The sequence below is a fragment of the Erwinia sp. L03-1 genome (assembly GCF_058686115.1).
In genome coordinates, this window is record NZ_CM178762.1 from 1,365,215 (window position 1) to 1,391,874 (window position 26,660).

The following is a 26,660-nucleotide window of genomic DNA, read 5'->3' on the forward strand; positions in this document are numbered from 1 at the left end:
GTTCACTATGGCTACAATACATGTAGACGGTAAAGAATATGACGTTGATGGAGCGGACAACCTGCTACAGGCTTGCCTCTCGCTCGGCCTCGATATTCCTTATTTTTGCTGGCACCCGGCGCTGGGAAGCGTGGGCGCCTGCCGCCAGTGCGCGGTGAAGCAATATCAAAATGCCGAAGACACCCGCGGTCGCCTGGTCATGTCGTGCATGACCCCGGCCTCCGACGGCACGTTCATCTCCATTGATGACGGTGAAGCGAAAGAGTTTCGCGAAAGCGTGGTGGAGTGGCTGATGACTAACCACCCGCACGACTGTCCGGTTTGTGAAGAGGGCGGCAACTGCCACCTGCAGGACATGACCGTGATGACCGGCCACAGCTTCCGTCGCTATCGGTTCACCAAGCGTACCCACCGCAATCAGGATCTCGGTCCGTTTATCTCGCACGAAATGAACCGCTGTATCGCCTGCTATCGCTGCGTTCGCTACTACAAAGATTACGCGGACGGTACCGACCTTGGCGTGTACGGCGCGCATGACAACGTCTATTTCGGTCGTACGGAAGATGGCACGCTGGAGAGTGAATTCTCCGGTAACCTGGTAGAGATCTGCCCGACCGGCGTCTTTACCGATAAAACGCACTCCGAGCGCTATAACCGTAAATGGGATATGCAGTATGCCCCGAGCATTTGCCAGCAGTGCAGCGTAGGCTGTAACACCAGCCCGGGCGAGCGCTACGGCGAACTCAGGCGTATCGAAAACCGCTACAACGGCACCGTAAACCAGTACTTCCTCTGCGATCGTGGGCGTTTTGGCTATGGCTATGTGAACCTGAAAGACCGGCCACGTCAGCCTATGCAGCGTCGCGGCAATGACTGGATCGCCCTCAACGCCGAACAGGCAATGCAGGGCGCGGCGGACGTGCTGCGCCAGGCGAAGAAGGTTATCGGTATTGGTTCTCCGCGCGCCAGCGTTGAAAGCAATTTCGCTCTGCGCGAGCTGGTTGGCGCTGAAAACTTCTCTACCGGCATCCCGGCCGCTGAACAGGCGCGGCTTGAGCTGATGCTGAATATTCTACGCGACGGCGGCATTCACACGCCTGCCCTGCGTGAAATTGAAAGCTATGATGCGGTACTGGTGCTGGGCGAAGACCTTACCCAGACCGGTGCCAGAGTGGCACTGTCGGTACGCCAGGCGGTGAAGGGCAAAGCGCGTGAGATGGCCGCCGCGCAGAAAGTCGCGGACTGGCAGATTGCGGCCATTATGAATATTGGACAACATGCCAAACATCCGCTTTTTGTTACCAACGTCGATCGCACCCGCATGGATGACATCGCCGCGTGGAGCTACTGTGCACCGGTGGAAGACCAGGCTCGTCTGGGCTTTGCCATTGCTCACGCGCTGGATGAAACGGCACCGGCGGTCAGCGATATCGATCGGACGCTGAGCGGAAAAATTGATGTTATCGTCCAGGCGCTGGCCGGGGCAAGAAAGCCGCTGATTATCTCCGGCGTTAACGCGGGCAGCGAAGCCGTTATCCACGCGGCTGCCAATGTGGCAAAAGCGCTGAAGGGCCGTGGGGCGGACGTTGGCATTACCCTGCTTTCCGGTGCGGCTAACAGCGTAGGTCTGGGCCTGATCGGTGGGCAACCGCTGGAAGCGGCGCTGGACGAACTGGCAAGCGGCGCGGCGGATGCGGTTATCGTGATGGAAAACGATCTCTATCGCCATGCGCCTAAGGCCAGCGTGGACGCAGCGTTAAGCAATGCCGCTAACGTGATTGTGGTCGATCACCAGCGCACGGCGACCAGCGACAGGGCGGGGCTGATCCTCTCCACCGCCAGCTTTGCAGAGAGCGACGGCACCGTGGTGAATCAGGAAGGCCGCGCGCAGCGCTTCTTCCAGGTTTACGACCCAGCCTACTATAACGACAGCGTGCAGATGCTTGAAAGCTGGCGCTGGCTGCACTCATTGCAGAGCACTATCCGCAGCCGTGAAGTGGACTGGACCCAGCTTGACCATGTGATCGACGCCTGCGTTCAGGCGCTGCCGCAGCTGGCCGCGATCAAAGACGCCGCGCCGGATGCCAGCTTCCGTATTCGCGGACAGAAACTGGCGCGCTCCCCTGCGCGTTCCAGCGGCCGTACCGCCATGCGCGCTAACATCAGCGTACATGAGCCGCGTCAGCCGCAGGATAAGGACACCATGTTTGCCTTCTCAATGGAAGGTAACAACCAGCCCTCAGCCGCGCGTTCGCAGATCCCCTTTGCATGGGCGCCGGGCTGGAACTCCCCGCAGGCGTGGAATAAATTCCAGGCTGAAGTGGGCGGGAAATTGCGTAATGGCGACCCGGGCATTCGACTGTTCGAGGCCGGTGAAGCACAGATGGACTGGTTCGACGTGGTGCCGGTCGCCTTTGCCGGTCAGGTGGGTCGCTGGCGCGTAGCGCCTTACTTCCACCTGTTTGGCAGCGAGGAGATGACGCAGCGTTCAGCGGTGATTCAGCAGCGTATGCCCGCACTGTATGCCATGGTTAACCCGGCAGATGCGGCAACGCTTGGCGTAAATGCGGGGGCCACCGTGGAGTTTAGCTGTGCCGGTGAAACCCTGCGTCTGCCGGTACGTTTCTCCGAAACGTTACAGGCGGGGCAGGTAGGGCTGCCGATTGGCCTGCCGGGTATTCCTCCCTTCCTGCTGGGTGCCAACATTGACAATCTGCAGGAGGCGGCACAATGAGCTGGCTGACACCGGAAGTTATTGACGTATTGATTGCTGTGGTTAAGGCCCTTGTGATCCTGTTTGTCGTGGTGGGCTGTGGTGCCTTTATGAGCTTCGGCGAACGTCGTCTGCTCGGCCTGTTCCAGAACCGCTACGGACCCAACCGGGTCGGCTGGGGCGGTTCGCTACAGCTGGTGGCGGACATGATCAAAATGTTCTTCAAAGAGGACTGGACGCCGCCGTTTACCGACCGGGTGATCTTCACGCTTGCGCCAATGATCGCCTTTACCTCGCTGCTGCTGGCGATGGCTATTGTTCCTGTGACCTCAACCTGGATGGGGGCGGACCTCAATATTGGGCTGCTGTTCTTCCTGATGATGGCCGGGCTGGCCGTGTACGCGGTGCTGTTCGCCGGGTGGTCAAGTAACAACAAATACTCCCTGCTGGGGGCGATGCGCGCCTCGGCACAGACCCTGAGTTACGAAGTGTTCCTCGGCCTGTCGCTGATGGGTGTGGTAGCACAGGCGGGCTCGTTCAATATGGTCGACATTGTCAACAGCCAGCAGCATCTGTGGAATATCATTCCGCAGTTCTTCGGCTTTTTGACCTTTGCCATTGCGGGCGTTGCGGTCTGTCACCGTCATCCCTTTGACCAGCCGGAAGCGGAGCAGGAACTGGCCGACGGTTATCATATTGAATATGCCGGAATGAAGTTTGGCCTGTTCTTTGTGGGTGAATACGTCGGGATTGTTACCGTCTCCTCGCTGATGGTGACGCTGTTTTTCGGCGGCTGGAATGGTCCGTGGCTGCCGCCGATCTTCTGGTTTGCGATCAAAACGGCGTTCTTCATGATGATGTTCATACTGATTCGTGCTGCGTTACCGCGCCCGCGCTATGACCAGGTGATGTCGTTCGGCTGGAAAGTTTGTCTGCCGTTGACGCTGTTGAACCTGCTGGCCACCGCCGCAGTGATTCTGTACAACGCGCAGTAAGGGGTAAGACAATGACATTAAAAGACATTGTGGTGGGTTTTGGCACCACGGTTCGCAGTATATTTCTGATTGGTATGAACGCGTTCGCGAAGCGTGAAACCATGATGTATCCGGAAGAGCCGGTTTATCTGCCGCCGCGCTATCGTGGGCGCATCGTGCTGACGCGCGATCCCGACGGTCAGGAGCGCTGCGTGGCCTGTAACCTGTGCGCGGTTGCCTGTCCGGTGGGCTGTATTTCGCTGCAAAAAGCTGAAATGCAGGATGGCCGCTGGTATCCCGAGTTTTTCCGCATCAACTTCTCACGCTGCATTTTTTGCGGCCTGTGTGAAGAGGCCTGCCCGACCACGGCGATTCAGCTTACCCCGGACTTTGAAATGGGTGAGTTCAAGCGTCAGGATCTGGTTTATGAAAAAGAGGATCTGCTGATTTCCGGCCCGGGCAAATACCCGGAATATAATTTTTACCGGATGGCGGGTATGGCAATCGACGGGAAAGACAAAGGTCAGGCTGAAAATGAAGCCAAACCTGTCGACGTCAAGGGCTTGTTACCTTAAGGAGCCAGGCATGGAATTTGCGTTTTATCTTTGCGGACTGGTGGCGGTACTCACCACGCTACGTGTTATTACCCATAGCAACCCGGTGCACGCGCTGCTGTATCTGATCATCTCACTGCTGGCGATTGCCGGCGTATTCTTCTCGCTGGGTGCCTATTTTGCCGGCGCGCTGGAAATTATCGTCTACGCGGGTGCCATCATGGTGCTGTTTGTCTTCGTGGTGATGATGCTCAACCTGGGCGACAGCGTACAGGCGCAGGAGCGCCAGTGGCTACAGCCTGGCGCCTGGATAGGCCCCGGTCTGCTGTCGCTGGTACTGCTGGCGGTGATGATTTACGCCATCCTCTCCGTTCAGGATCGCGGTATTGCGGGGTCGATGATCGACGCGAAAGCGGTGGGCATCAGCCTGTTTGGCCCTTATGTTCTGGCGGTTGAACTTGCCTCAATGCTGTTGCTGGCGGGTCTGGTGGTGGCGTATCACATTGGCCGCGAAAAACGCGTGGGTGAGGTGTTAAGCAATCGCCCGGAAGACGCTGAAAATGCCAGGAAGGAGGAACACGCATGATCCCTTTGCAACATGGTCTGATTCTGGCCGCTATTTTATTTGTCCTTGGGCTGACCGGCGTGGTCATTCGCCGCAACCTGCTGTTTATGTTAATCAGTCTGGAAATCATGATTAACGCCGCTGCGCTGGCGTTTGTGGTGGCAGGGGCATATTGGGGGCAGGCGGACGGTCAGGTGATGTATATCCTGGCCATCAGCCTGGCCGCGGCCGAGGCAAGTATCGGTCTGGCACTGCTGCTTCAGCTTCATCGCCGCAGTCAGAACCTCAACATTGATAAAGTGAGCGAGATGCGCGGATGAATCTTCTCTATTTAACTGTTCTCTTTCCGCTTATCGGCTTTTTGCTGCTGGCCTTCTCCCGGGGCCGCTGGTCGGAAAACCTGTCGGCGGCGGTAGGTATGGGGTCCGTCGGTCTGGCGGCGCTGGTGACGATTTATGTCGGAATCGATTTTTTCAGTCACGGACAGGCGGTCTTTAACCAGGCGCTGTGGACCTGGATGCAGGTGGGCAACTTCACCATTAACGTTAACCTGACGCTGGACGGCCTGTCGCTGACCATGCTGTCGGTGGTAACCGGCGTGGGCTTTTTGATCCATATGTTTGCCTCCTGGTATATGCGGGGAGAAGAGGGCTATTCGCGCTTTTTCGCCTATACCAACCTGTTTATCGCCAGCATGGTGGTTCTGGTTCTGGCCGACAACCTGATGCTGATGTATCTCGGTTGGGAAGGCGTGGGCCTCTGCTCCTATCTGCTGATTGGCTTCTACTATACCGATCCGAAAAACGGCGCGGCGGCGATGAAGGCCTTTATCATTACCCGCGTCGGTGACGTGTTCCTGGCTTTCGCGCTGTTTATTTTCTACAACGAGCTGGGCACCCTGAACTTCCGGGAAATGGTCGAGCTGGCACCGGCGCACTTTGCCGCAGATAATCATATGCTGCAGTGGGCCACGCTTATGCTGCTCGGCGGCGCGGTCGGCAAATCGGCTCAGCTGCCGCTGCAAACGTGGCTGGCGGATGCGATGGCGGGGCCAACCCCGGTTTCCGCGCTGATCCATGCGGCGACCATGGTAACCGCCGGGGTTTATCTGATTGCACGAACGCACGGCCTGTTCCTGCTGACGCCGGAAGTCCTGCATCTGGTGGGGATTATCGGGGCGGTGACCCTGGTACTGGCGGGCTTTGCCGCGCTGGTGCAGACGGATATCAAGCGGGTGCTGGCCTACTCAACCATGAGTCAGATTGGCTATATGTTCCTGGCGCTTGGCGTACAGGCCTGGGACGCCGCTATCTTCCATCTGATGACCCATGCGTTCTTTAAAGCCCTGCTGTTCCTCTCTTCGGGTTCGGTGATTCTGGCCTGCCACCACGAGCAGAATATCTTCAAAATGGGTGGCCTGCGTAAAAGCATCCCGCTGGTTTACGTCTGCTTCCTCGTGGGGGGCGCGGCGCTGTCGGCGCTGCCGCTAATCACCGCGGGCTTCTTCAGTAAGGATGAAATCCTGGCCGGTGCGCTGGCTAACGGGCATATCAACCTGATGGTGGCCGGTCTGGTCGGGGCATTTATGACCTCGCTCTATACCTTCAGGATGATCTTTATCACCTTCCACGGGAAAGAGAAAATTCACGCGCATGCGGGCAAAGGCATTACGCACCATCTGCCGCTGATCGTACTGCTGCTCCTTTCGACCTTTATTGGCGCGATGATTGTGCCTCCGCTCAGGGGCGTACTGCCAGAGACCACCGGGCTGGCGCATGACCGTGTGCTTCAGCTTGAAATCACCTCTGGCGTGGTGGCGATTGTCGGCATCCTGCTGGCTGCGGCGCTGTGGCTGGGCAACCGGACGCTGGTCACCCGTATTGCCAACAGCGCGCCGGGCCGCTTCTTCAGCACATGGTGGTTTGCCGCCTGGGGCTTCGACTGGCTGTATGACAAAGTTTTCGTCAAACCTTACCTGTTTGTCGCCAGACTTTTGTCACGCGATCCGCTGAATACGCTGATGAACCTGCCTGCTCTGTTCTCCCGCGTGGCGAACAAGGGGCTGGTGGTCAGTGAAAACGGCTATCTGCGCTGGTATGTCGCTTCCATGAGCATCGGCGCCGTCGTGGTGCTGGCGCTGCTGATGGTGGTTTAAAGGTTAGTGGGCGGGGTGGTGCGGTTTGCTCCAGCCCAATAAATATATTTTGAAAATATTCCCCAGATAAATGGGCGTTATCGGCGACGGGAGTTTGGTTTTCGCCAGCGCGCAGCAACCGCAGCCTACTTTTGTAGGTGAGGATTGCGAGCACTGCCGGAAGCCAAAATACCGAGTGAGATAGCCCAAACGGGGACAAAAGAAGGGAAAATACCGCCATGCTGTTACCCTGGCTTATACTCATCCCGTTCATCGGTGGCCTGCTATGCTGGCAGCTTGAGCGCATAAGCAGCAAACTGCCGCGCTGGATAGCGCTGATCTCGATGGGACTGACGCTGGTACTCTCGCTGCAGCTCTGGATGCAGGGAGGCTATTCGTTAACGCAGGCTGCGGGCCTGCCGCAGTGGCAATCGGAATTCCTCGTCTCCTGGATCCCGCGCTTCGGCATTAACGTGCATCTGGCGCTGGACGGTCTGTCGCTGTTAATGGTGGTGCTGACCGGCCTGCTCGGTGTGATGGCTGTGCTTTGCTCGTGGAATGAGATTGAAAAGTGGCAGGGCTTCTTCTACCTGAACCTGCTGTGGATCCTCGGCGGCGTGATTGGCGTGTTCCTTGCCATCGACATGTTCCTGTTCTTCTTCTTCTGGGAAATGATGCTGGTGCCGATGTACTTCCTGATCGCACTCTGGGGTCATAAGGCATCGGACGGTAAAACCCGTATTACCGCCGCAACCAAATTCTTTATTTATACCCAGGCCAGCGGTCTGGTGATGCTGATTGCCATTCTGGCGCTGGTCTTTGTGCATTACAACGCTACGGGCATCTGGACCTTCAACTACGAAGACCTGCTGAAAACGCCGATGTCGCACACCGTTGAATATGTGCTGATGCTCGGCTTCTTCATCGCCTTTGCGGTAAAAATGCCGGTAGTGCCGCTGCACGGCTGGCTGCCGGATGCGCACAGTCAGGCACCCACGGCGGGTTCGGTGGATCTGGCGGGTATTCTGCTGAAGACGGCGGCCTATGGTTTGCTGCGCTTCGCGCTGCCGCTGTTTCCACACGCCTCTGCGGAATTTGCCCCGATCGCCATGTGGCTCGGGATTATCGGCATCTTCTACGGCGCGTGGATGGCTTTCTCGCAGTACGATATTAAGCGCCTGATTGCCTATACCTCCATTTCGCATATGGGCTTCGTGCTGATTGCAATCTACACCGGCAGCCAGCTGGCGTTCCAGGGGGCGGTGGTGCAGATGATTGCTCACGGTCTCTCTGCTGCCGCGCTGTTTATCCTCTGCGGTCAGCTGTATGAGCGTCTGCATACCCGTGATATGCGCCAGATGGGCGGCCTGTGGTCACGCATCAAGTGGCTGCCGGGACTGTCGCTGTTCTTCGCCGTTGCCAACCTGGGGATGCCGGGGACCGGTAACTTTGTGGGTGAGTTTATGATCCTGACCGGCAGCTTCAGGTCCGTGCCGGTGATTATCGTCATCGCGACCTTTGGGCTGGTGTTCGCGTCCGTTTATTCACTGGTTATGATGCAGCGTGCTTACTACGGCGCACCCAAGTCTGAAACGCCGCTGCGCGGAATGTCGCCCAGAGAGTTTCTGATGATTATGGTGCTGGTGGTCCTGCTGGTGCTGCTGGGCGTTTACCCGCAGCCGATTCTGGATACCTCTCATGCCGCTATGAGTAACATTCAGCAGTGGTATACCGCTTCAATTTTAACTACAAGGCCGTAACTCGCCATGACAATAACTCCTCAACAATTGATCGCGCTACTGCCGTTGCTGATCGTCGGATTGACGGTGGTCGTGGTAATGCTCTCCATTGCGTGGCGGCGCAACCACTTCGCCAATGCCACGCTGGCGGTGGTAGGTCTTAACGTTGCCCTGTTCTCGCTCTTTTTTGTGGGGCACGTCGGCGCGATGGACGTTACGCCGCTGCTGCGCGTGGATGGCTATTCGATGCTCTATAGCGGACTGGTGATCCTTGCCAGCCTGGCGACCTGCACCTTTGCCTACCCGTGGCTGGCGACCTATCCCGATAACCGCGAAGAGTTCTACCTGCTGGTGCTGATCGCAGCGGCAGGCGGTATCGTTCTGGCCAGCGCGAACCATCTTGCGTCGCTGTTCATTGGCATTGAGCTGATCTCCCTGCCGCTGTTTGGCCTGGTGGGCTACGCCTTCCAGCAAAAGCGTTCGCTGGAAGCCAGCATCAAATACACCATTATGTCAGCGGTGGCCTCCTCCTTCCTGCTGTTTGGGATGGCGCTTATCTATGCCGATTCCGGCAACCTGAGCTTCCTGGCGCTGGGCAAAAGCCTGAACGACGGTCTGCTGCATCAGCCACTGCTGCTGGCAGGGCTGGGCATGATGATCGTCGGTCTGGGCTTCAAGCTGTCACTGGTGCCTTTCCACCTGTGGACGCCAGATGTTTATCAGGGCGCACCCGCGCCGGTATCGGCTTTCCTGGCAACCGCCAGCAAGATTGCCATTTTCGGCGTGGTGATGCGTTTATTCCTCGATGCGCCGGTAGCGGACAGCGAAGCGGTACGGATGGTGCTGGCGCTCATCGCCGTTGCCTCGATCCTCTTCGGTAACCTGATGGCCATTTCGCAGACCAATATTAAGCGTCTGCTTGGTTATTCCTCTATCGCGCATCTGGGCTATCTGCTGGTGGCGCTGATCGCTATTCAGACTCACCAGCTGTCGCTGGAAGCGGTCGGGGTCTACCTGGCAGGTTACCTGTTCAGCAGCCTGGGTGCGTTCGGCGTGGTCAGCCTGATGTCCAGCCCTTACCGTGGGCCGGATGCGGACTCCCTCTACTCCTATCGTGGCCTGTTCTGGCATCGTCCGATTCTGTCGGCGGTGATGACGGTGATGATGCTGTCGCTGGCCGGGATCCCAATGACGCTGGGCTTTATCGGTAAGTTTTATATTATCGCGGTGGGCGTGGGGGCGCATCTGTGGTGGCTGACCGGCGCAGTGGTTGTCGGGAGCGCCATTGGCCTCTACTACTATCTGCGCGTGACCGTCAGTCTCTACCTCAACCCGCCGGAGCTGTTGCAGCGTGATACGCCGGCAAACTGGGCGTTCACCGCAGGCGGCGTCGTGGTGCTGATCTCTGCCATCCTCGTACTGCTGCTCGGTGTCTATCCTCAGCCGTTGATTTCGCTGGTGCAGATGGCGCAGCCCTTAATGTAATTCTCACCCTGCTGATAAAACGGGCTCCCCTGGGAGCCCGTTTTTTTTGCGCTCTTTTTTCCTGTGTACACCTGACGCATTAAGCAAAAACTAAGCAAACTGGCGTATGTTGCCTGCCATTGCTAACGGTTAGTAAACAGACGTGCTTTAACCGCCGAACGACTGAACGCTTTCCCGGGCGCATCGTCTTAACCGGATACAGTAGTGAATGTCTGTAACAGACAACTCAGGCCGGAGAGATCCTTTGCTCAGATTGTTATTTTTGCTGATGGGCGCGCAGCTGCTGAAAGCACGCTGGCTGACGCTGGTCGGGGTCGCCCTGATCTGCTTTTGTCTGGGGATCGCTATCATCATTGATATTGCTCAGGATGGTTTGCTGTCGGTGCCGCTCAATATGCTGGCCTTACTGCTGATTGTTGCCGGGGCAGGGGAGTGTATAACGGCAGGGGTGGCCGATTTACGCATTGACTGGCCGGGGATGGCGAAAGGCTGCGCCTTTCTGCTGATCGCGTTTCTGATTTTCAGCGATCCCGCCGATAACAATGTCACCGCTTCGCTGCTGTTCGGGGTGGCATTCCTGCTGGACGGCCTGTTCCGGCTGATTTCTACCTCGCTGATGCGCTGCCGACTCTGGCGCAGGAAGGTGATGCTGGGGCTGACGGAGATCGGCCTGAGCGGCGTGATCTTCAGCAACTGGCCTTTTCATCATCACATCACCGTTCCACTCTGCTTTGCGCTGGTTCTGCTGGCCTGGGGGGCGGCAACCATGGCGATGGCCCTGCAGGTCTGGCGGCTGCCGGAAAACGCCTCGGTTACCAGCCTGCCGATGTACACCTCGCGCGGGCTGCGCCGCCCGCACGGTACGGCCTATGTCCACCCCCCGTTTCCGGACCGCGAACCGGCGGCTCCGCTCAAGGTGCTGGTGTGGACGCCGGTCGGATCGGCTGAGGTCACCGACCGGCGGTTAATTATCGATCGCTATCTTGCCGCAGTGGATCAGCACGGCATCATTTCAGCCGGTCATGCTGCGCTCTCCCTGGAGCAGGAGATTTACATCAGCCACTATCCGGTAAAGGATATCGATCGCAACTTCACGAACTTCCGCGCCGTACTGCGCGCAGGGGAAGAGTACGACGTGTCGGGCTGTTTTCTGCCCTCGCTCCAGCAGGAAATTGACGACTGGTGCCTGCCTGACCACCGTATCCATTTACCGCATTACAATGCCGAGGCGCTGCGAAACTACTGGCAAATTTATTCGTCAGATACGACCTATAACCTGACATCGCGCAACTGTTCAACCAGCGTTATGCAGGCGCTGGATGTGGCGATGGAGGGGATATTAAGCGAACGGGGTATGCGGGGATTTGCGCTCTTATTTGACCCGCAATTCTGGCTGCTGGGGCTGGTACGCAGCCGTGCGGAAGGCATGACCTGGACGCCCGGTCTGTTGATGGACTACGTAACGCTGCTTAAAAAAGTCACTGCGCCCGCAGCAGGACGCATACGGCAGAGTCGTTTCCGCAGGCGATTACAGCTAAAGTAGATGCCACTGGCTGAAACGGAGAAAACGCATGAAACCCGAGTGGCACGATCTGCATCACAGTGAACTGAGCACGGCGCAGCTCTACCAGCTGTTAGCCCTGCGCAGCGCGGTGTTTGTGGTTGAGCAAAACTGCCCCTATCAGGATGTGGACGGCATCGATCTGCTGGGTGAAAATCGCCATCTGCTGGGCATGCTGGATAACAAACTGGTCGCCTGTGCCCGCCTGCTGGCCCCGCAAACGGCCAGTGAACCGGTGAAAATTGGCCGGGTTATTGTTGCCAGTGAAGCGCGTGGATTGAGCCTGGGTAACCGGCTGATGGAGCAGGCCGTCGGTCGCTGCGAACAGCACTGGCCACAGCACAACATCTTTCTCTCTGCGCAGGCCCATCTGCAACGCTTCTATGCCGGTTTCGGGTTTACGCCGGTGAGCGACGCTTATCTGGAAGACAATATTCCGCATATTGATATGGAAAGGTCAGCGGGGGCGTAAAGCGGTGAAATAAAAGGGCGAGAAAGCCTCGCCCTTTTCGTATCAGCCAGCGGTCATCTGGCGGTCATCCACGTACCGGCGCTTATCGGGCGGCGGCGGGAAGTACTGATAAAGCCAGGTTTCACTCAGCGTCTCATCCTTAGTGCGTAAGAACAGGCGCAGGTTTACCGGCTCGGTGGAGTCGCTGTTGGGGTACCAGTCAAACAGGATACGGTAGCCATCAATCGGCTCAACGTAGAGGATTTCCACCTGTTTGATGGTGCCTGACGTCACGTTTATTACCGGTTCAATCCCCTTTGGCGCAGCGGCTTTGAGATCGCCACCGACAAAGTCCACCGCGAAACGACGCGCCCAGACGTCAGGATAGTGCTCGCCCGGTGCCCAACCCTCAGGGAAACCGCCCATGCCGGTGCGCGTGGCGTTTACGCGCGACAGGCCGCTGCGGACCGGCGGCAGGCCGCTCCAGTAAAGCTTGTAGCTAAAGCTATGCTCGCTGCCTGCCTTGATGGCATCGGCAGGACGCCAGAAGCAGACGATATTATCCAGCGTTTCACCCGTGGTAGGGATCTCCATCAGATTGATGGCCCCCTTGCCCCACTTGCCAACCGGCTCTACCCACAGGCTGGGGCGCTTGTTGTACCAGCCGATCACATCCTGATAGTCCTGAAAATCATGATCCAGCTGCAACATGCCGAAGCCGCGCGGATTTTCATCCTGGTAGGCGTTGTAGGTCAGGCGCTGCGGATTGTTCAGCGGGCGGCAGATCCACTCGCCGGTGCCGGTCCACATCGCCAGACGATCGGAGTCATGGATTTGCGGGTGAATGGTATCGCACATGCGACGCTCATTATTGCCGCAGCTGAACATGGTGGTCATCGGCGCAATACCGAGCTGGTCAATATCCTTACGGGCATAAAGGTGGTTTTCCACCTCCATCACCACCCGCTTATCGTCGCAGTGGATAACAAACTTGAAGGCACCGGTACAGCTTGCTCCATCAAGAAGGGTATAGACAGTAAAGGTGGTGTCGCCCGCGGCCGGCGTTTCAAACCAGAACGCGGTGAAGTCCGGAAACTCTTCTTTGCTGCTAAAGGTGTCAATGGCCACGCCGCGCGCGGACAGGCCGTACTGATAAGTCTCATCAACGGCGCGAAAGTAGCTGGCGCCGAGGAAGGAAACGATATCTTTACTGGCCAGTTCGGGTTTTTTGAAGGCGCGGAAGCCGGCAAAGCCCAGATCGGTTTTGCCCTCAAGCTGATGGGTATCAACCTTCGCGTTATTGTAGTTAAACAGCTCAGGCCGGAAGTGGATTTCACGCGCTTCGCGGCTGGCGGCATCAACGGAAAACATGCGCAGGCGGCGCTTAAATCCCATCCCCACGTGGAAGAACTGTACGTCCAGCTCACGGTCAGGCGTGGCATTCCACAGCGAGTGGTTGGCGTCATACTGGATTTCGTTATAGGCCTGCGGCGTCAGCGTAGCCAGCGTTTCCGGCAGAGGCGCTGGCGCGCCGCTCCAGGGCTGTTTGGCCAGACTGGCGGCCATCTTTTTCAGCACGTCGAAATCAAATCGTTTCGCCGTGCCGTCGGCAATATCGGTGTCTGCCCAGGCGGCCTGAGCAAATAACGTTGATAAACCGGACATCCCGCTTACCGTAGCGAAAGCCATTGACGCTTTCATAAACATTCTTCGATTCATGCCAGAAGTCATTTCCTTTGCTGAACGGAGTGTGTAGAGCCTGTCGCGCACTGATGCACATCAGCTGCGTCACGACCCGAACGAAACGCAGCCTGCTTTACCCGAGGTGTGAGCAAGGTCACAGAGGGGTACGACAGCGTAGCGGTTTGAAAATTCACTGCTGCGAAATTTATCAGATTAATCTAATCAAAGCAGTGTATTCCGTTTAATCCCGGTTTTTTTCAACTGGCGCATTATTCACCGGATCGGGCATTTTATCAGTCAATTCCTGGTCCATTTAAGCGGCAGAAGTTCTTAAAGTGTCTATAGTTAGTGAAGAAAATTAATTCGCACAAGGAGATGTTATGGCTACTAAAAATAATGAACCACAAGATACCCGTGTAGATGACGATCTGGCGCTGTTAACCCAAACGCTGGAAGATGTTCTCAACTCGTCAGGCGACACGGCCGATCAGAAGTATGTTGAGCTGAAAGCCAAAGCGGAAAAATCGCTGAAAGAGGTGAAATCCCGCGCCAGCGATGCGGCTGATTCCTACTATGCTCGCGCTAAGCAGGCCGTTGACCGCGCGGATGAGTACGTTCACGACAAGCCATGGCAGGGTGTCGGCGTCGGTGCCGCGCTGGGTCTGGTTGTGGGTCTGCTGTTGGCCCGTCGCTAAGGCTAACGGATTGACTGAACGGGCGTCTGAAAAGGCGCCCGTTTTTTTATGCTCAAAAAACCTGATTGCGAGTCTGAATTGGGTCTGGATCAAAATAGCTGAATGATTCACGCGTAAAATAGCGGCATTCTTCGCAGCCCGGGAAGACAGTCGTGTTAATTTTTGCCGCGATCCAGCATCTGCGTCAGCAGCTGCTTAAGATTACCGATAGCCGCCCCGGCTACGCCAGGCTGGATACCCTGCTGCCTGCCGACAGTGACGGACTTCGCTGGCTGGCCGCACAGGCCGTCTGGCCGCAGTTCTACTGGCAGCCGCGTGATACAGGCGAAACGCTTACCGCCTGCGGTGAGGTGATGCGTGCAGAGTCGGCAGCAGATGCCCGTCAACTGCTTGAGACGTTGCCCCCCGGCTGGAAGCTGGTGGGCGCCAATGAATTTGGGCTTACCCGCAGCTTTCTGTTTCTCCCCCGTCTGCTTTTGCAGGGGACTACCCTGAGCATTTTTCTGCATGATGCCGTCTCACTTCCGGCCGATGCGCAGCGGGCAATCGCCTTTCTCGATGGCCTCCTTCCTGCACGCGACGTCGGGGATCTCCCCGACCCGCTGAGCGGGCTTACGCATCTGCCGCAATGCCACGACTGGACCGGGCTGGTCGAACGCGCGCTGGCCTCAATTCAGCGAGGGGATCTGGATAAAGTGGTGCTGGCCCGCGCCACCGACCTGAGTTTTACCCGCGCGGTGTCGGCGGCGTCGCTGCTGGCCGCCAGTCGTGATATCAACCAGCACTGCTATCACTTTTTGCTGGCGCTTGAACCGGGCCGCGCCTTTATTGGATCCAGCCCGGAACGCCTCTATCACCGCCGTGAATTACGGCTCTTAACCGAGGCGCTGGCAGGAACCTGTGCCAGTTCAGCGGATGGCGCCCAGGCCGACAGGCTGGCACACGAGATGCTGCAGGATGATAAAAACCTGCGTGAGAATGGCATGGTGGTGGAAGATATTTGCCTGCGCCTGCAATCGGTTACCGCCGGCCTGGATGTGCTGCCGGTAGAGACCCTTCGCCTGCGGCACGTTCAGCATCTTCGGCGCAGAATTCGCGCCAGCCTGGCGCGTGCGGACGACCTGCTGTGCCTGTCGCGCCTGCAACCTACCGCGGCCGTCGCCGGGCTGCCCCGTCAGCCCGCCAGATCGTTTATTGCCGCTAATGAACCCTTCCCACGCGGCTGGTATGCGGGGTCGGTAGGCTATCTTTCCGCGGAGGTGAGCGAATTTGCCGTCGCACTGCGTTCAGCCGGGGTAGAGGGAAATCTCGTGCGACTGTATGCCGGGGCGGGGATTGTCGCCGGGTCTGAAGCGCAGAGTGAGTGGCAGGAGCTTAACCGTAAGGCGGCGGGACTGGCTTCCCTGTTTAATGTCGATTTAACTGCGGGATCCTGCCTCAAATCAAAATAGTCGCGGCCTGCTGCTTTTATACTGCAAGCCTGGCTTGATTTCGGAGCGGGTTATGTCACACAGCACCTTCAACCGCCGCTGGGCGGGCGTTATCCTTGAAGCCCTTACGCGCCACGGCGTGCGTCATATTTGCATCGCTCCCGGGTCGCGATCCGCGCCCCTGACGCTCGAAGCTGCGGCGCATGCCACTCTGATTTGTCACACTCACTTCGACGAGCGGGGCCTCGGGCACCTTGCCCTGGGTCTGGCAAAAGCGCTGCGCCAGCCGGTGGCGGTTATTGTGACCTCGGGAACAGCCGCTGCTAACCTCTATCCGGCGATTATCGAAGCGCGGCTTACCGGTGAAAGGCTGGTTATCCTCACTGCCGACCGTCCCCCGGAGCTAATCGACTGTGGGGCCAATCAGGCCATTGAGCAGCCGGGGCTGTTTGCCGGGCAGGTCGCCGCCGCATGTAACCTTCCTCGACCCACGCCGGATATTCCCGCCCGCTGGCTGGTTTCGGCGGTGGACGCGCTGCTTGGTGAACATCGCTGGGGCGCGCTACACCTCAACTGCCCGTTTGCCGAACCGCTGTATGGCGGCGATCCTGATGCATTTAGCGACTGGCACGACGCGCTGGGCGACTGGTGGCATAGCGACCAGCCCTGGCTCAGTATGCCCGCGCGGCCCGCGATACCCGTTCAGCCAAAGTGGCCCACCCTGCGGCAAAAACGCGGCGTGGCGATCGCCGGGAAAATCACGCCGGAGGAGGGCATCGCGCTGGCGGCGTGGGCCAGCGCGCTGGGCTGGCCCCTGCTGGCCGACGTTCAGTCACAGTGCGGACAGCCGCTTGCCAGCGCTGAAGTCTGGCTGCGGCAGCCGGAAACGCGTGACATCCTGTCGGCGACTGAGGTGGTGGTGCAGTTCGGCAGTCACCTGACCAGTAAACAGCTTAGCTGCTGGCTGGGCGACACACAGCCCGACGCCTTCTGGCTGATTGAGTCGATGCCGGGCAGGCGAGACCCCACCCACCATCGCGGCGTGCGCATTGTCGCTGACATTCTCCCCTGGCTGGCGGCCCATCCTGCCGTCGCGCCAGCGTCAGAGCTGACGGGCAACTCTGCCCTGATGCCAAACCTCCGGCAGGACGCAGATTCATCCCTGGAGCCAGATCCGCGGCACGATACCGATCCTCTCACGTCGCAGCGACCCTGGTACAGCAGGCTAAACGCGCGGGTGGCACAAACGCGGGGAAATCTGCACCGGGCGCTCGACCATTTCGGCGAGGCGCAGCTGGCGCACCGGTTACCGGCGCTACTGCCTGAAAAGGGCAGCCTGTTCCTCGGTAACAGCCTGACCATCCGGCTGGCGGATGCCCTGGCGCAGCTTCCGGCGGGCTATCCGGTGTTTGCTAACCGTGGTGCCAGCGGCATTGACGGCCCGATCGCAACCGCCGCCGGTGTACAGCGCGGCAGCGGGCAGCCGCTGCTGGCCGTGGTGGGCGACCTCTCTGCGCTTTACGACATCAACAGTCTCGCCCTGTTGCGCCAGGGCAGTGCGCCGCTGGTGCTGATTGTGGTGAATAACAACGGTGGGCAGATTTTCTCGATGCTGCCCACGCCGAAAGCCGAGCGTGAGCGCTTTTTTGCCCTGCCGCAGCAGGTCAATTTTTCCGGCGCGGCGGCCCTGTTCGGCCTCGCCTATCATCAGCCCCGGAGCTGGGAGGCGCTGCTGGCAGCGGTAGACAAGGGGTGGCAGAGCGGCGCCGCCCTGATAGAGCTGCGGGTAGAGGAACAGGCCGCGGCGCAGTTTCTGGCTGAAGCCGGTAAGGACGCACGATGATCCTTCACGCGCAGTGGTGCGGTAAGCACGTCAGCGACAGGCCGGTACTGGTCTGGCTGCATGGTTTTCTTGGCAGCGGGGCAGAATGGCTAAGCGTGCAGCGCTACTTTCCTGACAGTCCCCAGCTCAGTATTGACCTGCCCGCACACGGTGGCTCCCGCGCGCAGCGGGTAGCCGATTTCGAGCAGATCTCTGAACGTCTCACCGCCACGCTGCGCTTTCATCGGGTGAAACGCTACTGGCTGATCGGCTATTCGCTCGGGGGTCGCGTGGCGTTATACCACGCCTGCCATCACGGCGGCAGCGATCTGCTGGGGCTGACCGTCGAGGGCGGGCATTTCGGGCTGACCAGCGATGAAGAGCGGCAGCAGCGACGTGAAAACGATCGGGCCTGGGCCAGGAGATTCCGTCAGCAACCGCTGGAGCAGACCCTTGACGACTGGTACCGCCAGGCCGTTTTTGCCGACCTCGGTGAAACTGAGCGCCATGCGCTGATCGCCCTGCGCCGCAACAATCATCCGCAGGCGCTGGCGGAGATGCTGATGGCTACGTCACTCGCCGTACAGCCCGATTTACGCCCTGACCTCGCGCAGCTCACCTGCCCGCTACAGTATCTCTGTGGAGAACAGGATCGCCGTTTCAGAGCGCTGGCAGAGCAGGCTGGAATTCCATTTGAAACCCTCCCCGCAGCGGGCCATAACGCCCATCGGGCCAATCCCCAGGCGTTCGCCCGCCATCTGGCGCAGCGTCTTCCCGACTAAGGAACAATCATGATCTATCCTGATCCAGAAATGTTATCGGCACCGGTTGAATGGCTGGACTGTAGCGCCGGCTATGGCGATATCCGCTTTCACAAATCACCGGAGGGTATTGCAAAAATCACCCTCAACCGCCCAGAGGTGCGCAATGCCTTTCGGCCTCAAACGGTTAAGGAGATGATTAAGGCGTTAGACAATGCCCGTCACGATGAGCGGGTGGGGGTAATTATCCTCACCGGTGAGGGGAATGAGGCGTTTTGCGCGGGCGGGGATCAGAAAATTCGCGGCGACTACGGCGGCTATCGTGATGAATCGGGCGTCCACCATCTTAACGTGCTCGATTTCCAGCGGCAGATCCGCACCTGTCCTAAACCCGTGGTGGCGATGGTAGCGGGCTACGCGGTGGGCGGTGGACAGGTGTTGCATATGCTGTGTGACCTGACCATCGCGGCTGATAATGCTCAGTTCGGTCAGACCGGGCCTAAAGTCGGCTCCTTTGACGGCGGGTGGGGCGCTGCCTATATGGCGCGTATCGTCGGGCAAAAAAAGGCGCGGGAGATCTGGTTCCTGTGCCGGATGTATAGTGCGCAGCAGGCGCTGGAGATGGGGCTGGTCAATGCGGTGGTCCCGCTGGCCGCGCTGGAACAGGAGACGGTAAGCTGGTGTCGCGAGATGTTGCAGAACAGCCCGATGGCGCTGCGCTGTCTGAAGGCGGCGCTTAACGCCGACTGCGACGGTCAGGCCGGATTACAGGAGCTGGCCGGCAATGCCACCATGCTGTTCTATATGACGGAAGAGGGGCAGGAGGGGCGTAACGCGTTCAATCAGAAGCGCCAGCCCGACTTCAGTAAATTTACGCGGAATCCCTGATGCGCCGCGCCGCGTTATTTTACTATGCGATCCCCCTTGAGGCGGGCACGGTTCTGCGGGACCGACGCATCAAAACCCGATCCGGCCTGCTGGTCAGGCTTGAGGAAGACGATCGCGAAGGATGGGGAGAGATCGCGCCGCTGGTCGGATTCAGCGCTGAGTCGCTGGACGAGGCGCGGCAGGACGCCATCGCATGGCTGTCGTGCTGGTGTCGGGGCGAGCCGGACAGCGAAAGTCGGCTGCCGTCGGTTGCCTTTGGTCTGAGCTGTGCCCAGGCGGAATTATCCGGCGAGCTCCCGGGAGAGGGGAATTACGACAGTGCCCTTCTCTGCAATGGCGATCCCGATGAGCTTATCGACAGGCTGCGGCAACAGCGCGCGACGGTCGCCAAGATGAAGTTAGGGCTGTACGAACCGGTGCGCGATGGCGTAATGGTCAATCTGCTGCTGGAAGCGGTGCCGGGGCTGACGCTGCGGCTGGATGCCAACCGCAGCTGGTCGCCCGATAAAGCCGCCCGCTTTGCCCACTTCGTCGCCAGCGAATACCGTTCTCGTATCGCGTTTATTGAGGAGCCGTGCCGCACGGCGGCAGAGTCTCGCCGCTTTGCCCTGGAGACGGGCATCGCCCTGGGCTGGGATGAAAGCGCGCGCGAGCCGGGTTTCACCCTGACGGCTGAGCCTCATCTTCGCGCAGTCATCATCAAACCCACCCTGACCGGCAGCCTGCACGCCGTTCGCCAGCGCGTAGAGCTTGCACAGCGGGCGGGGCTGGTCGCGGTGATCGGCTCCTCGCTGGAGTCGAGCCTGGGCCTGACGCAGCTGGCGCGCATCGCCCGCTGGCTGACGCCGGATGCGGTGCCCGGGCTGGATACGCTTGCGCTAATGCAGCAGCAGCTTATCCGCTGCTGGCCCGGCAGCGCGCTGCCCGTTGTCTCGCAGGGTGAGCTGGAGAGCATATGGCAGAGCTGAATATGCCGCCCGTTGTCTCGCAGGGTGAGCTGGAGAGCATATGGCAGAGCTGAATATGCCGCCCGTTGTCTCGCAGGGTGAGCTGGAGAGCATATGACAGAGCTAACTGACTGGCCCTGGCTATGCTGGGCGCGACGTTATCCGCAGCGAGTTGCGCTCTGCTGCGGTGAACGGGGCTACGACTGGCATACGCTGGCCGCAAGGATTGAGCGTCTGGCCGTTGGGTTCAGCCAGCAGGGGGTACGCTGCGGCAGTGCCGTGGTGCTCCGGGGAGCGAACGGTGAAACGAGCCTGCTGGCATATCTGGCGCTGCTCAAATGCGGCGCGCGGCTGATACCGGTCAACCCCCGACTCCCTGCTGCCCAGCTGACGGCGATGCTCTGCGGCCTTGATGCAGAGTTTATCCTGACGGCTGAAAGAGAAATCGACTCCCTCCCTGCGTCCCGTTTTTTGCGCCCCGAAAGCGAAACTGCACTCCGTGTACTGACCCTGGCGGAGCAGTCGGGCGTCATCCCACACGCGTGGGATCCCGCCCACATCGCCACGCTGACCTTTACCTCCGGCTCCGGCGGCACCCCGAAGGCGGTGGCACACAGGTTCAGCGCGCATCTGGCCAGTGCGTCGGGCGTGTGTGAGCGGCTGGGGTTTACCGCCGAAGAGAGCTGGCTGCTCTCCCTGCCGCTGTTTCACGTTTCCGGGCAGGGCATTATCTGGCGCTGGCTGCTGATGGGGGCCGGGCTGGTGCTACCGGGCGAACTACCCCTGTCCCGGGCGCTGGAAAACGCCACTTTCGCCTCGCTGGTGCCTACTCAGCTCTGGCGGGTGTTGCAGCAGCCCTCGCTGCCGGAAACGCTGCATACCGTGCTGCTGGGTGGAGCGGCAATACCAGCCTCGTTAACCTCGGAGGCGGAAGCGCGCGGCATCGCCTGCTGGTGCGGATATGGCCTGACGGAAACCGCCTCCACCGTGGCCGCTAAGCGGGCAGATGGGAAAGAGGGCGTGGGCCTGCCGCTTCACGGGCAGCGCATCCGCATTAATGACGGCCAGATCCAGATCCGGTCGGCGGCGCTCGGCTGCGGCTACTGGCGAAACGGTGACCTGATCCCGCTGCTGGATGAGGAGGGCTGGTTCTCTACCCGCGACAGAGGCGAGTGGCGGGCAGGGGAGCTTCGGGTGTGCGGACGCATGGATAATCAGTTTTTCTCTGCCGGAGAAGGTATTCAGCCCGAGCAGATCGAGCAGACTTTGCTGGCGCATCCCGCTATTTCACAGGTTTTTATTGTGCCGCGCGAGGACGCTGAATATGGTCATCGCCCGGTCGCGCTGGTAGCAACAGAGGCCGCCACGCTGGCAGAGATTGCCGACTGGGCAGGCAGCAGGCTGGCCGGTTTCCAGCGGCCGGTAGCATGGTACAGGCTGCCCGATCTGAGCGGCGGCGGGGTTAAAATTTCAAGGAAGCGGCTTATGGCCTGGGTAGCGCTAGGCGAAAGCGGGAGTAATGGAGGGTGATGGAGGTTCTGGACCAGGTGAATAATTTAGTCACAGCTTATAAATAAATTAACGTCAATTAACGCCGTACCAGAGTGGAGTGGGATGGCTCATAAGCTAAAAATATTGTCGAAAGACGTCCCGGAGGAAACAGTTTAATTTCTGAATGACATAACCTATATCTTCTCAATCACACCTTTTCCCTGGTTTCTGACACTGCCAATTTTTTCAGATACTGGGTACCAGTCAAAATCCTCACAGGGGAGTGTGCACAAAACTCTAAGAGAAGATCCAGACGATGGTCGCTACGATCCCCGCAATTTTTTATATATCCACCAGGGGGGCATTTAGATAGTTCATTTCCCATAACACCTTTTTTGGTGAATCAAATTTCGAGGCTAACCGAAACAAAATGGCAGCCCCGGAGGGTGGGATTAAATACCATCGAGAAGAAAATCAATCGCGGCTTTAACCTGGGTACGATGAAGGGAAGCATCGCAAAAAATATCCCCCAGAGAACGAGCGGGAATACTCGCTATCTCATGTGTCATAACTGCATATTCTTTATTGTCGGTCAGTCTGATAAGCGGAACCAGTCGTTCGGGACGTGTACTGCCAGGGTACTTTTCAACAGGCAGCAGGGGGATCACGATCCTGCGGTTCAACTGGCCGATAATATCGCTGGTTACATCAAGCAGCAGGGGATAGACGGTGCTTTTCCCGGTATTACTGTACACAGTGAACTGCATTCTTAAAACGTCCTGTATTCATCGCTGAAACAACCGTGTTCATCGTGAAAGCGGTTAAGAGTTTCCAGCGCTTCGCTATTTTCCTCCTGCCACTTTTTCGCTTCGTACTGGCGTAGTTCAGCATTAAGGGCCGCGGTCAGGGTGGCACTGAGATTGATTCCAGCCTCACGCGCACGGCTGAGTATGGCTCGTTCTACGGTCATGGTAACGCTTTGCGTTGCTCGTTGTGTTGTTGCCATAAATACCTCGCGTAAATGCCGTGTAATAAACACGGGTAATGAGACGTACCATAACACCAAAAATGCAATTTCGAAAATTATTGCAGGGATTCGAGGGCCACCATGCGAAAAACCACGTTAAGAAATTAACTGTCTGAAATGTTGATTGGACGGCTCTGTTGCAAAAATCTGGAGGTGGTAAATCTATCGCCCCCTTTTTGCTGACCGAGCAGCACATGAACCCATTCCAAGGCCGGCATTTTCAACGTGACATCATCCTGTGGACGGTACGCTGGTACTGGCGTAACCCTTCAGCTCTTTGCCCGTGGCACATTGATGAAACGTACGTGAAGGCCGGTGTCCGCCTGACGTTGAACACCGACAGATTAAGTACCGGAATAACGTCATTGAATGCGATCACGGGAAGCTGAAAAGAATAATCAGTGCCACGCTGGGATTTAAATCCATGAAGACGGCTTACGCCACAATCAAAGGTATTGAGGTTATGCGTGCACTGCGTAAAGGTCAGGCCTCAACATTTTATTATGGTGCTCCCCTGGGCGAGATGCGTCTGGTGAGCCGGGTCTTTGAAATGTAAGGTCTTTTAATAATACAAAAGGCCACCTCATCGTGAACTTTGCAACAGTGCCACTCACTCTATATGCAGAAAGCACTTTCACATATCAGAGCAACAATGGGTGAAGCACCGGATGATGAACATATCGCCCGGCTGTCACCGCTGATGCACGGGCATATCAATATGCTGGGACATTACTCATTCACATTGCCGGAGGATATTCTGAAGGGAGAACTTCGGCCATTAAACCTCAGCCTAAACAATAAATTATCGCCTTATCGTGGTTTTTTACATCATTGACCGTCAAACCCTCTATATGAGTGCCACCCGGCCAGATACAGAACGCCTCATCTCACGATGCAGCTGGCACCAGTATTTCGCAATATCGTTAACCACACGAGGCATCATAGTATCGCGCTGTTAGTTATTTATTTGCATGATTTTGATATCAAACCTGCTGCAGTCTTTGACGGTGCACAGGCCGCTGAACCACAGCTCTCCCTGCGGGCCGACCATCACACCCGTACTGTTGACGAACAGGCCTGCATACGTCTGATGCAGAATGATGTTAACCAGCCTGTCAGTGAACATGCTGTCGTATGCCTTAACAAATGCATGGCTGTCAGCAATATCAGTTGCTTTATGGCTGACGGTGACAGTAATGGGGTAGTCGACCATCGCAGCAACGCTTTTTTTATCCTTTTCTTTAACCGCTTTCTGCAGCTGATTCAAAAACTGATGGTATTGTCCGTGCGAATCAGCTCCCATCAGGGTATCCAGCCGGGCATCTGTTTCTCTATCGCTGCCGCAAATACCGTGGTGGATACACACAATGTTAACAGAAGAGCGACTGATGATTTTTTAATCATATTATTCCTGTCCGAACGGAGCGGCTTCTTCAAGTCTTCTTTTGTAAAGCGGGGCTAAAATTTTGGGGTTGCCTACTTTGCGGCCTTTAGCGTCATGTTTAAAAATATAAATGTACTGTAGCATCTTATCGCGTACCGTTTTCATGTCGCCACGATCGGCCGCTTCCATCACGGCCGACGGATCGGACACGTTGTAAATGAACGAAACCAGTCCGTCGAACTGGGCTTGGGTCAGACGATGGTGGTGTACTTTACGGCGAATATACCGTTCGACTTTATGTACATGCTTTGCCAGCGCCGTGTTTATATCGCTGGCAGTCACGGGCCTTTTCAGCTCTTCGTCGGTACATACGCCAAAATGAGCCAGCGTACCAACCCTCCAGGTACAGTTTCCTGAATGGGGCCCCAAATCGTTGTAATAGCGGTAAACCACGCCTTCGCGTATCCGTAACTGACCCTATCCTGCCGTACTGAAAGACAGTGAATCGTTAACGCCTGCCATTAGCCTGTTTATTTCCGTGTGGTATTTTCATAACGAAATTGTGCCATTAATGGCTAATAAAATTAATGTGCCATGTCCGAAGGGCGCATTGCTCCCCCTGCCGAATACTGCTGTTAATGCTGGTGTAAGGGTTTGACGCTCAGCGGATGTGCGTGAGCTGAATGTACAGTATTGCGCGCCATAAGAGGGGCTATAAATTTGTAGCGGCGCGATTTATCGCGCATAACGTGGAATTCAGAGGACGCAATGCGCTTAAATTCGACGTTGTAATTTTCCCCGTTGCTTCATACAGTTAATTCACCCTACCCAAAAGCGGAAAAGATAATGATTAGAGTGGAGATGCTGGCAACGGGCGATGAAGTGCTGCACGGCCAGATTGTAGACAGCAACGCGGCCTGGCTGGCAGAGGTGCTGTTTCAAAACGGCCTGCCCATGACCAGCCGCCAGACCGTTGGCGACGATATCAACGAGCTGGTTACCGTGCTGACCGAACGCAGCAAGGTCGCCGATGTGCTGATTGTTAACGGCGGACTGGGGCCGACCAGCGACGATCTCAGCGCCCAGGCGGCGGCAAAAGCGGCGGGCGTGCCGCTGGTGATGCAGGAGGCGTGGCTGGCAAAAATGGAAGCCTTCTTCGCCGGGCGGGGGCGTAAAATGGCGGACAGCAACCGCAAGCAGGCTGAAATTCCTGCCGGGGCGGAAATGCTGGATAACCCGGTTGGTACCGCCTGCGGCTTCGCCATGCAGCTAAACCGCTGCTGGATCTTCTTTACGCCCGGCGTGCCCTCCGAATACAAGGTGATGGTGGAACAGCAGATTCTGCCCCGTCTGAAAGCACGATTTTCCCTGCCGGCACCGCCGGTCTGCCTGCGTATGACCACCTTTGGACGCGGTGAGAGCGACCTGGCCTCGGAGATCGAGCCGCTGCCGCTGCCGGAAGGCGTGGTGATGGGCTATCGCGCGTCCATGCCGATCATTGAGCTTAAGCTGAACGGCCCGGCCTCGAAACTGGCCGAAATGGAGCAGTTCTGGCAGCAGGTTCGCGCCATTGTCGGCGAGAGTGTGATATTCGAGGGGACTGAAATTCTGCCGGAACAGGTGTCCCGCCGTCTGAAGGAGCAGAATTTACGTCTGGCGGTAAGCGAACAGTTTACCGCCGGGCTGCTGCAGTGGCAGCTGGCCTCCGCGGCTGCGCCACTGGCGGCGGGAAACGTTCTGCCTGCGCGGAGTGAAACCCTGTCCGAAATTGTCGCGCGCGGCAGCCAGCTTGCCCGCGATACAGGGGCCGATCTTGCCCTGGTGGTCGGAGGGATGGAAGAGGGCATACTGGCTTTTGCGCTACACACGCCGGAAGGAAGCTGGGGCCAGACGGTAAAATTCAACGTTAACCGACACGGGCTCAAAGCCCGGCAGGACGTGGCGGCGATGATGGCGCTGAATATGCTGTGCCGCTGGATGAACGGCATGGAGGTGACAACGGGATACGGCTGGATTGACGTGGTCGGGACGCTAAAAGCCTGACGCGAAGCCTGATAATAACCGGCTCTGGCGGCCTGGGTCGCAACAGCCGGTTTACATCTCGATTTCGATATCGCCTTTGGCAAGGCAGCAGCAGGGGAGGATCTCGCCCTCCTGGACAAATGCCAGCGGGGTGGCGGCATAGCACACTTCACCTTTCAGCAGCCGGGTGCGGCAGGAGCCACAGTAGCCTTCCCGGCACTGATATTCCACGCGGATTTGATGAAACTCCAGCGCGTCCAGCAGCGAGCGATGCTCATCCTGGCAGTGCAGCTGCGTACCTGAGGTACGCAGCGTAATGATCGTTCCCGCCATT

24 protein-coding genes and 2 pseudogenes are annotated in these 26,660 nt (G+C 57.9%); 20 read left to right on the top strand and 6 right to left on the bottom strand.

Features of this window, described 5'->3' with window-relative positions:
* Positions 1-7: 7 nt before the first annotated feature.
* From nuoG to AC4PCC_RS06405, 10 genes are all read left to right on the top strand, one after another.
* Positions 8-2,734 carry an NADH-quinone oxidoreductase subunit NuoG gene (gene nuoG, locus AC4PCC_RS06360; RefSeq protein ID WP_492126776.1) on the top strand — a complete coding sequence of 909 codons (2,727 nt, stop codon included), beginning with the start codon at positions 8-10 and terminating at the stop codon, positions 2,732-2,734.
* Positions 2,731-3,708 (top strand): NADH-quinone oxidoreductase subunit NuoH, encoded by a 978-nt coding sequence (nuoH, locus tag AC4PCC_RS06365; protein ID WP_067705697.1) that lies wholly within the window; start codon positions 2,731-2,733, stop codon positions 3,706-3,708. The genes nuoG and nuoH overlap by 4 nt, the downstream gene beginning before the upstream one ends.
* Before the next feature lie 11 nt (positions 3,709-3,719).
* Entirely contained in the window at positions 3,720-4,262 is a 543-nt protein-coding gene (gene nuoI / locus AC4PCC_RS06370; RefSeq protein WP_067705696.1) for an NADH-quinone oxidoreductase subunit NuoI, read from the top strand.
* 10 nt (positions 4,263-4,272) lie between these two features.
* The gene (gene nuoJ, locus AC4PCC_RS06375; protein WP_067705694.1) at positions 4,273-4,827 is read left to right on the top strand and encodes an NADH-quinone oxidoreductase subunit J; all 555 of its coding nucleotides are present in this window, start codon (positions 4,273-4,275) and stop codon (positions 4,825-4,827) included.
* On the top strand, positions 4,824-5,126 hold the full coding sequence (nuoK, locus tag AC4PCC_RS06380) for an NADH-quinone oxidoreductase subunit NuoK (protein ID WP_067705691.1): 303 nt from the start codon (positions 4,824-4,826) through the stop codon (positions 5,124-5,126). The genes nuoJ and nuoK overlap by 4 nt, the downstream gene beginning before the upstream one ends.
* Positions 5,123-6,961 carry an NADH-quinone oxidoreductase subunit L gene (nuoL, locus tag AC4PCC_RS06385; protein WP_492126777.1) on the top strand — a complete coding sequence of 613 codons (1,839 nt, stop codon included), beginning with the start codon at positions 5,123-5,125 and terminating at the stop codon, positions 6,959-6,961. Before nuoK ends, nuoL begins: the two co-directional genes overlap by 4 nt.
* Positions 6,962-7,179: 218 nt before the next feature.
* A complete protein-coding gene (gene nuoM, locus AC4PCC_RS06390; RefSeq protein ID WP_345828349.1) occupies positions 7,180-8,700 on the top strand; it encodes an NADH-quinone oxidoreductase subunit M in 1,521 nt (506 codons plus the stop codon).
* A 6-nt stretch (positions 8,701-8,706) separates the two neighbouring features.
* Positions 8,707-10,164 carry an NADH-quinone oxidoreductase subunit NuoN gene (gene nuoN / locus AC4PCC_RS06395; RefSeq protein WP_492126778.1) on the top strand — a complete coding sequence of 486 codons (1,458 nt, stop codon included), beginning with the start codon at positions 8,707-8,709 and terminating at the stop codon, positions 10,162-10,164.
* A gap of 244 nt (positions 10,165-10,408) precedes the next feature.
* Positions 10,409-11,707 (top strand): HdeD family acid-resistance protein, encoded by a 1,299-nt coding sequence (locus AC4PCC_RS06400; protein WP_492126779.1) that lies wholly within the window; start codon positions 10,409-10,411, stop codon positions 11,705-11,707.
* Positions 11,708-11,735: 28 nt separating this feature from the next.
* The gene (locus AC4PCC_RS06405) at positions 11,736-12,197 is read left to right on the top strand and encodes a GNAT family N-acetyltransferase (protein WP_492126780.1); all 462 of its coding nucleotides are present in this window, start codon (positions 11,736-11,738) and stop codon (positions 12,195-12,197) included.
* A gap of 42 nt (positions 12,198-12,239) precedes the next feature.
* On the opposite strand, the gene AC4PCC_RS06410 is transcribed toward AC4PCC_RS06405, so the two are convergent.
* Positions 12,240-13,895 (bottom strand): glucan biosynthesis protein D, encoded by a 1,656-nt coding sequence (locus tag AC4PCC_RS06410; RefSeq protein ID WP_492126781.1) that lies wholly within the window; start codon positions 13,893-13,895, stop codon positions 12,240-12,242.
* A 344-nt stretch (positions 13,896-14,239) separates the two neighbouring features.
* On the opposite strand from AC4PCC_RS06410, the gene elaB reads away from it, so the two are divergent.
* The 7 genes from elaB to menE all read left to right on the top strand — a co-directional run bounded on the left by elaB (position 14,240) and on the right by menE (position 21,932).
* Positions 14,240-14,554 (top strand): stress response protein ElaB, encoded by a 315-nt coding sequence (elaB, locus tag AC4PCC_RS06415; protein ID WP_416249259.1) that lies wholly within the window; start codon positions 14,240-14,242, stop codon positions 14,552-14,554.
* Between the two features lie 152 nt (positions 14,555-14,706).
* Positions 14,707-16,005, top strand: coding sequence for an isochorismate synthase (locus AC4PCC_RS06420; RefSeq protein WP_492126782.1), 1,299 nt, complete (start codon positions 14,707-14,709; stop codon positions 16,003-16,005).
* Positions 16,006-16,057: 52 nt separating this feature from the next.
* Complete coding sequence (menD, locus tag AC4PCC_RS06425; RefSeq protein ID WP_492126783.1) at positions 16,058-17,827, top strand: 2-succinyl-5-enolpyruvyl-6-hydroxy-3-cyclohexene-1-carboxylic-acid synthase; 1,770 nt, start codon at positions 16,058-16,060, stop codon at positions 17,825-17,827.
* On the top strand, positions 17,824-18,588 hold the full coding sequence (gene menH, locus AC4PCC_RS06430) for a 2-succinyl-6-hydroxy-2,4-cyclohexadiene-1-carboxylate synthase (RefSeq protein WP_492126784.1): 765 nt from the start codon (positions 17,824-17,826) through the stop codon (positions 18,586-18,588). Before menD ends, menH begins: the two co-directional genes overlap by 4 nt.
* A 9-nt stretch (positions 18,589-18,597) precedes the next feature.
* A complete protein-coding gene (gene menB / locus AC4PCC_RS06435) occupies positions 18,598-19,455 on the top strand; it encodes a 1,4-dihydroxy-2-naphthoyl-CoA synthase (RefSeq protein WP_492126785.1) in 858 nt (285 codons plus the stop codon).
* Positions 19,455-20,423: an o-succinylbenzoate synthase gene (gene menC, locus AC4PCC_RS06440; RefSeq protein WP_492126786.1), complete on the top strand. Its 969-nt coding sequence runs from the start codon at positions 19,455-19,457 to the stop codon at positions 20,421-20,423. Before menB ends, menC begins: the two co-directional genes overlap by 1 nt.
* A 93-nt stretch (positions 20,424-20,516) precedes the next feature.
* Positions 20,517-21,932, top strand: coding sequence for an o-succinylbenzoate--CoA ligase (gene menE, locus AC4PCC_RS06445; protein WP_492126787.1), 1,416 nt, complete (start codon positions 20,517-20,519; stop codon positions 21,930-21,932).
* A 413-nt stretch (positions 21,933-22,345) separates the two neighbouring features.
* On the opposite strand, the gene AC4PCC_RS06450 is transcribed toward menE, so the two are convergent.
* Positions 22,346-22,660 carry a CcdB family protein gene (locus tag AC4PCC_RS06450; RefSeq protein WP_492126788.1) on the bottom strand — a complete coding sequence of 105 codons (315 nt, stop codon included), beginning with the start codon at positions 22,658-22,660 and terminating at the stop codon, positions 22,346-22,348.
* Between the two features lie 2 nt (positions 22,661-22,662).
* A complete protein-coding gene (locus AC4PCC_RS06455; protein WP_492126789.1) occupies positions 22,663-22,899 on the bottom strand; it encodes a type II toxin-antitoxin system CcdA family antitoxin in 237 nt (78 codons plus the stop codon).
* A gap of 215 nt (positions 22,900-23,114) precedes the next feature.
* Here AC4PCC_RS06455 and AC4PCC_RS06460 point away from each other — a divergent pair.
* Together AC4PCC_RS06460 and AC4PCC_RS06465 are read left to right on the top strand one after the other, a co-directional pair.
* Positions 23,115-23,476, top strand: a pseudogene (locus AC4PCC_RS06460) (DDE-type integrase/transposase/recombinase).
* 51 nt (positions 23,477-23,527) lie between these two features.
* Positions 23,528-23,755 (top strand): annotated as a pseudogene (locus AC4PCC_RS06465) (Tn3 family transposase); the annotation flags it as partial.
* A gap of 120 nt (positions 23,756-23,875) precedes the next feature.
* On the opposite strand, the gene AC4PCC_RS06470 reads toward AC4PCC_RS06465, so the two are convergent.
* Together AC4PCC_RS06470 and AC4PCC_RS06475 are read right to left on the bottom strand one after the other, a co-directional pair.
* Positions 23,876-24,223, bottom strand: a complete 348-nt coding sequence (locus AC4PCC_RS06470; protein ID WP_492126790.1) for a hypothetical protein — start codon at positions 24,221-24,223, stop codon at positions 23,876-23,878.
* 102 nt (positions 24,224-24,325) lie between these two features.
* Positions 24,326-24,757 (bottom strand): glycoside hydrolase family protein, encoded by a 432-nt coding sequence (locus AC4PCC_RS06475; RefSeq protein WP_492126791.1) that lies wholly within the window; start codon positions 24,755-24,757, stop codon positions 24,326-24,328.
* Between the two features lie 393 nt (positions 24,758-25,150).
* Here AC4PCC_RS06475 and AC4PCC_RS06480 point away from each other — a divergent pair, with 393 nt between their 5' ends.
* A complete protein-coding gene (locus AC4PCC_RS06480; protein WP_492126792.1) occupies positions 25,151-26,347 on the top strand; it encodes a nicotinamide mononucleotide deamidase-related protein YfaY in 1,197 nt (398 codons plus the stop codon).
* Positions 26,348-26,398: 51 nt separating this feature from the next.
* On the opposite strand, the gene yfaE is transcribed toward AC4PCC_RS06480, so the two are convergent.
* Positions 26,399-26,659, bottom strand: a complete 261-nt coding sequence (gene yfaE / locus AC4PCC_RS06485; RefSeq protein WP_067705646.1) for a class I ribonucleotide reductase maintenance protein YfaE — start codon at positions 26,657-26,659, stop codon at positions 26,399-26,401.
* Between the last annotated feature and the right edge of the window lies 1 nt (position 26,660).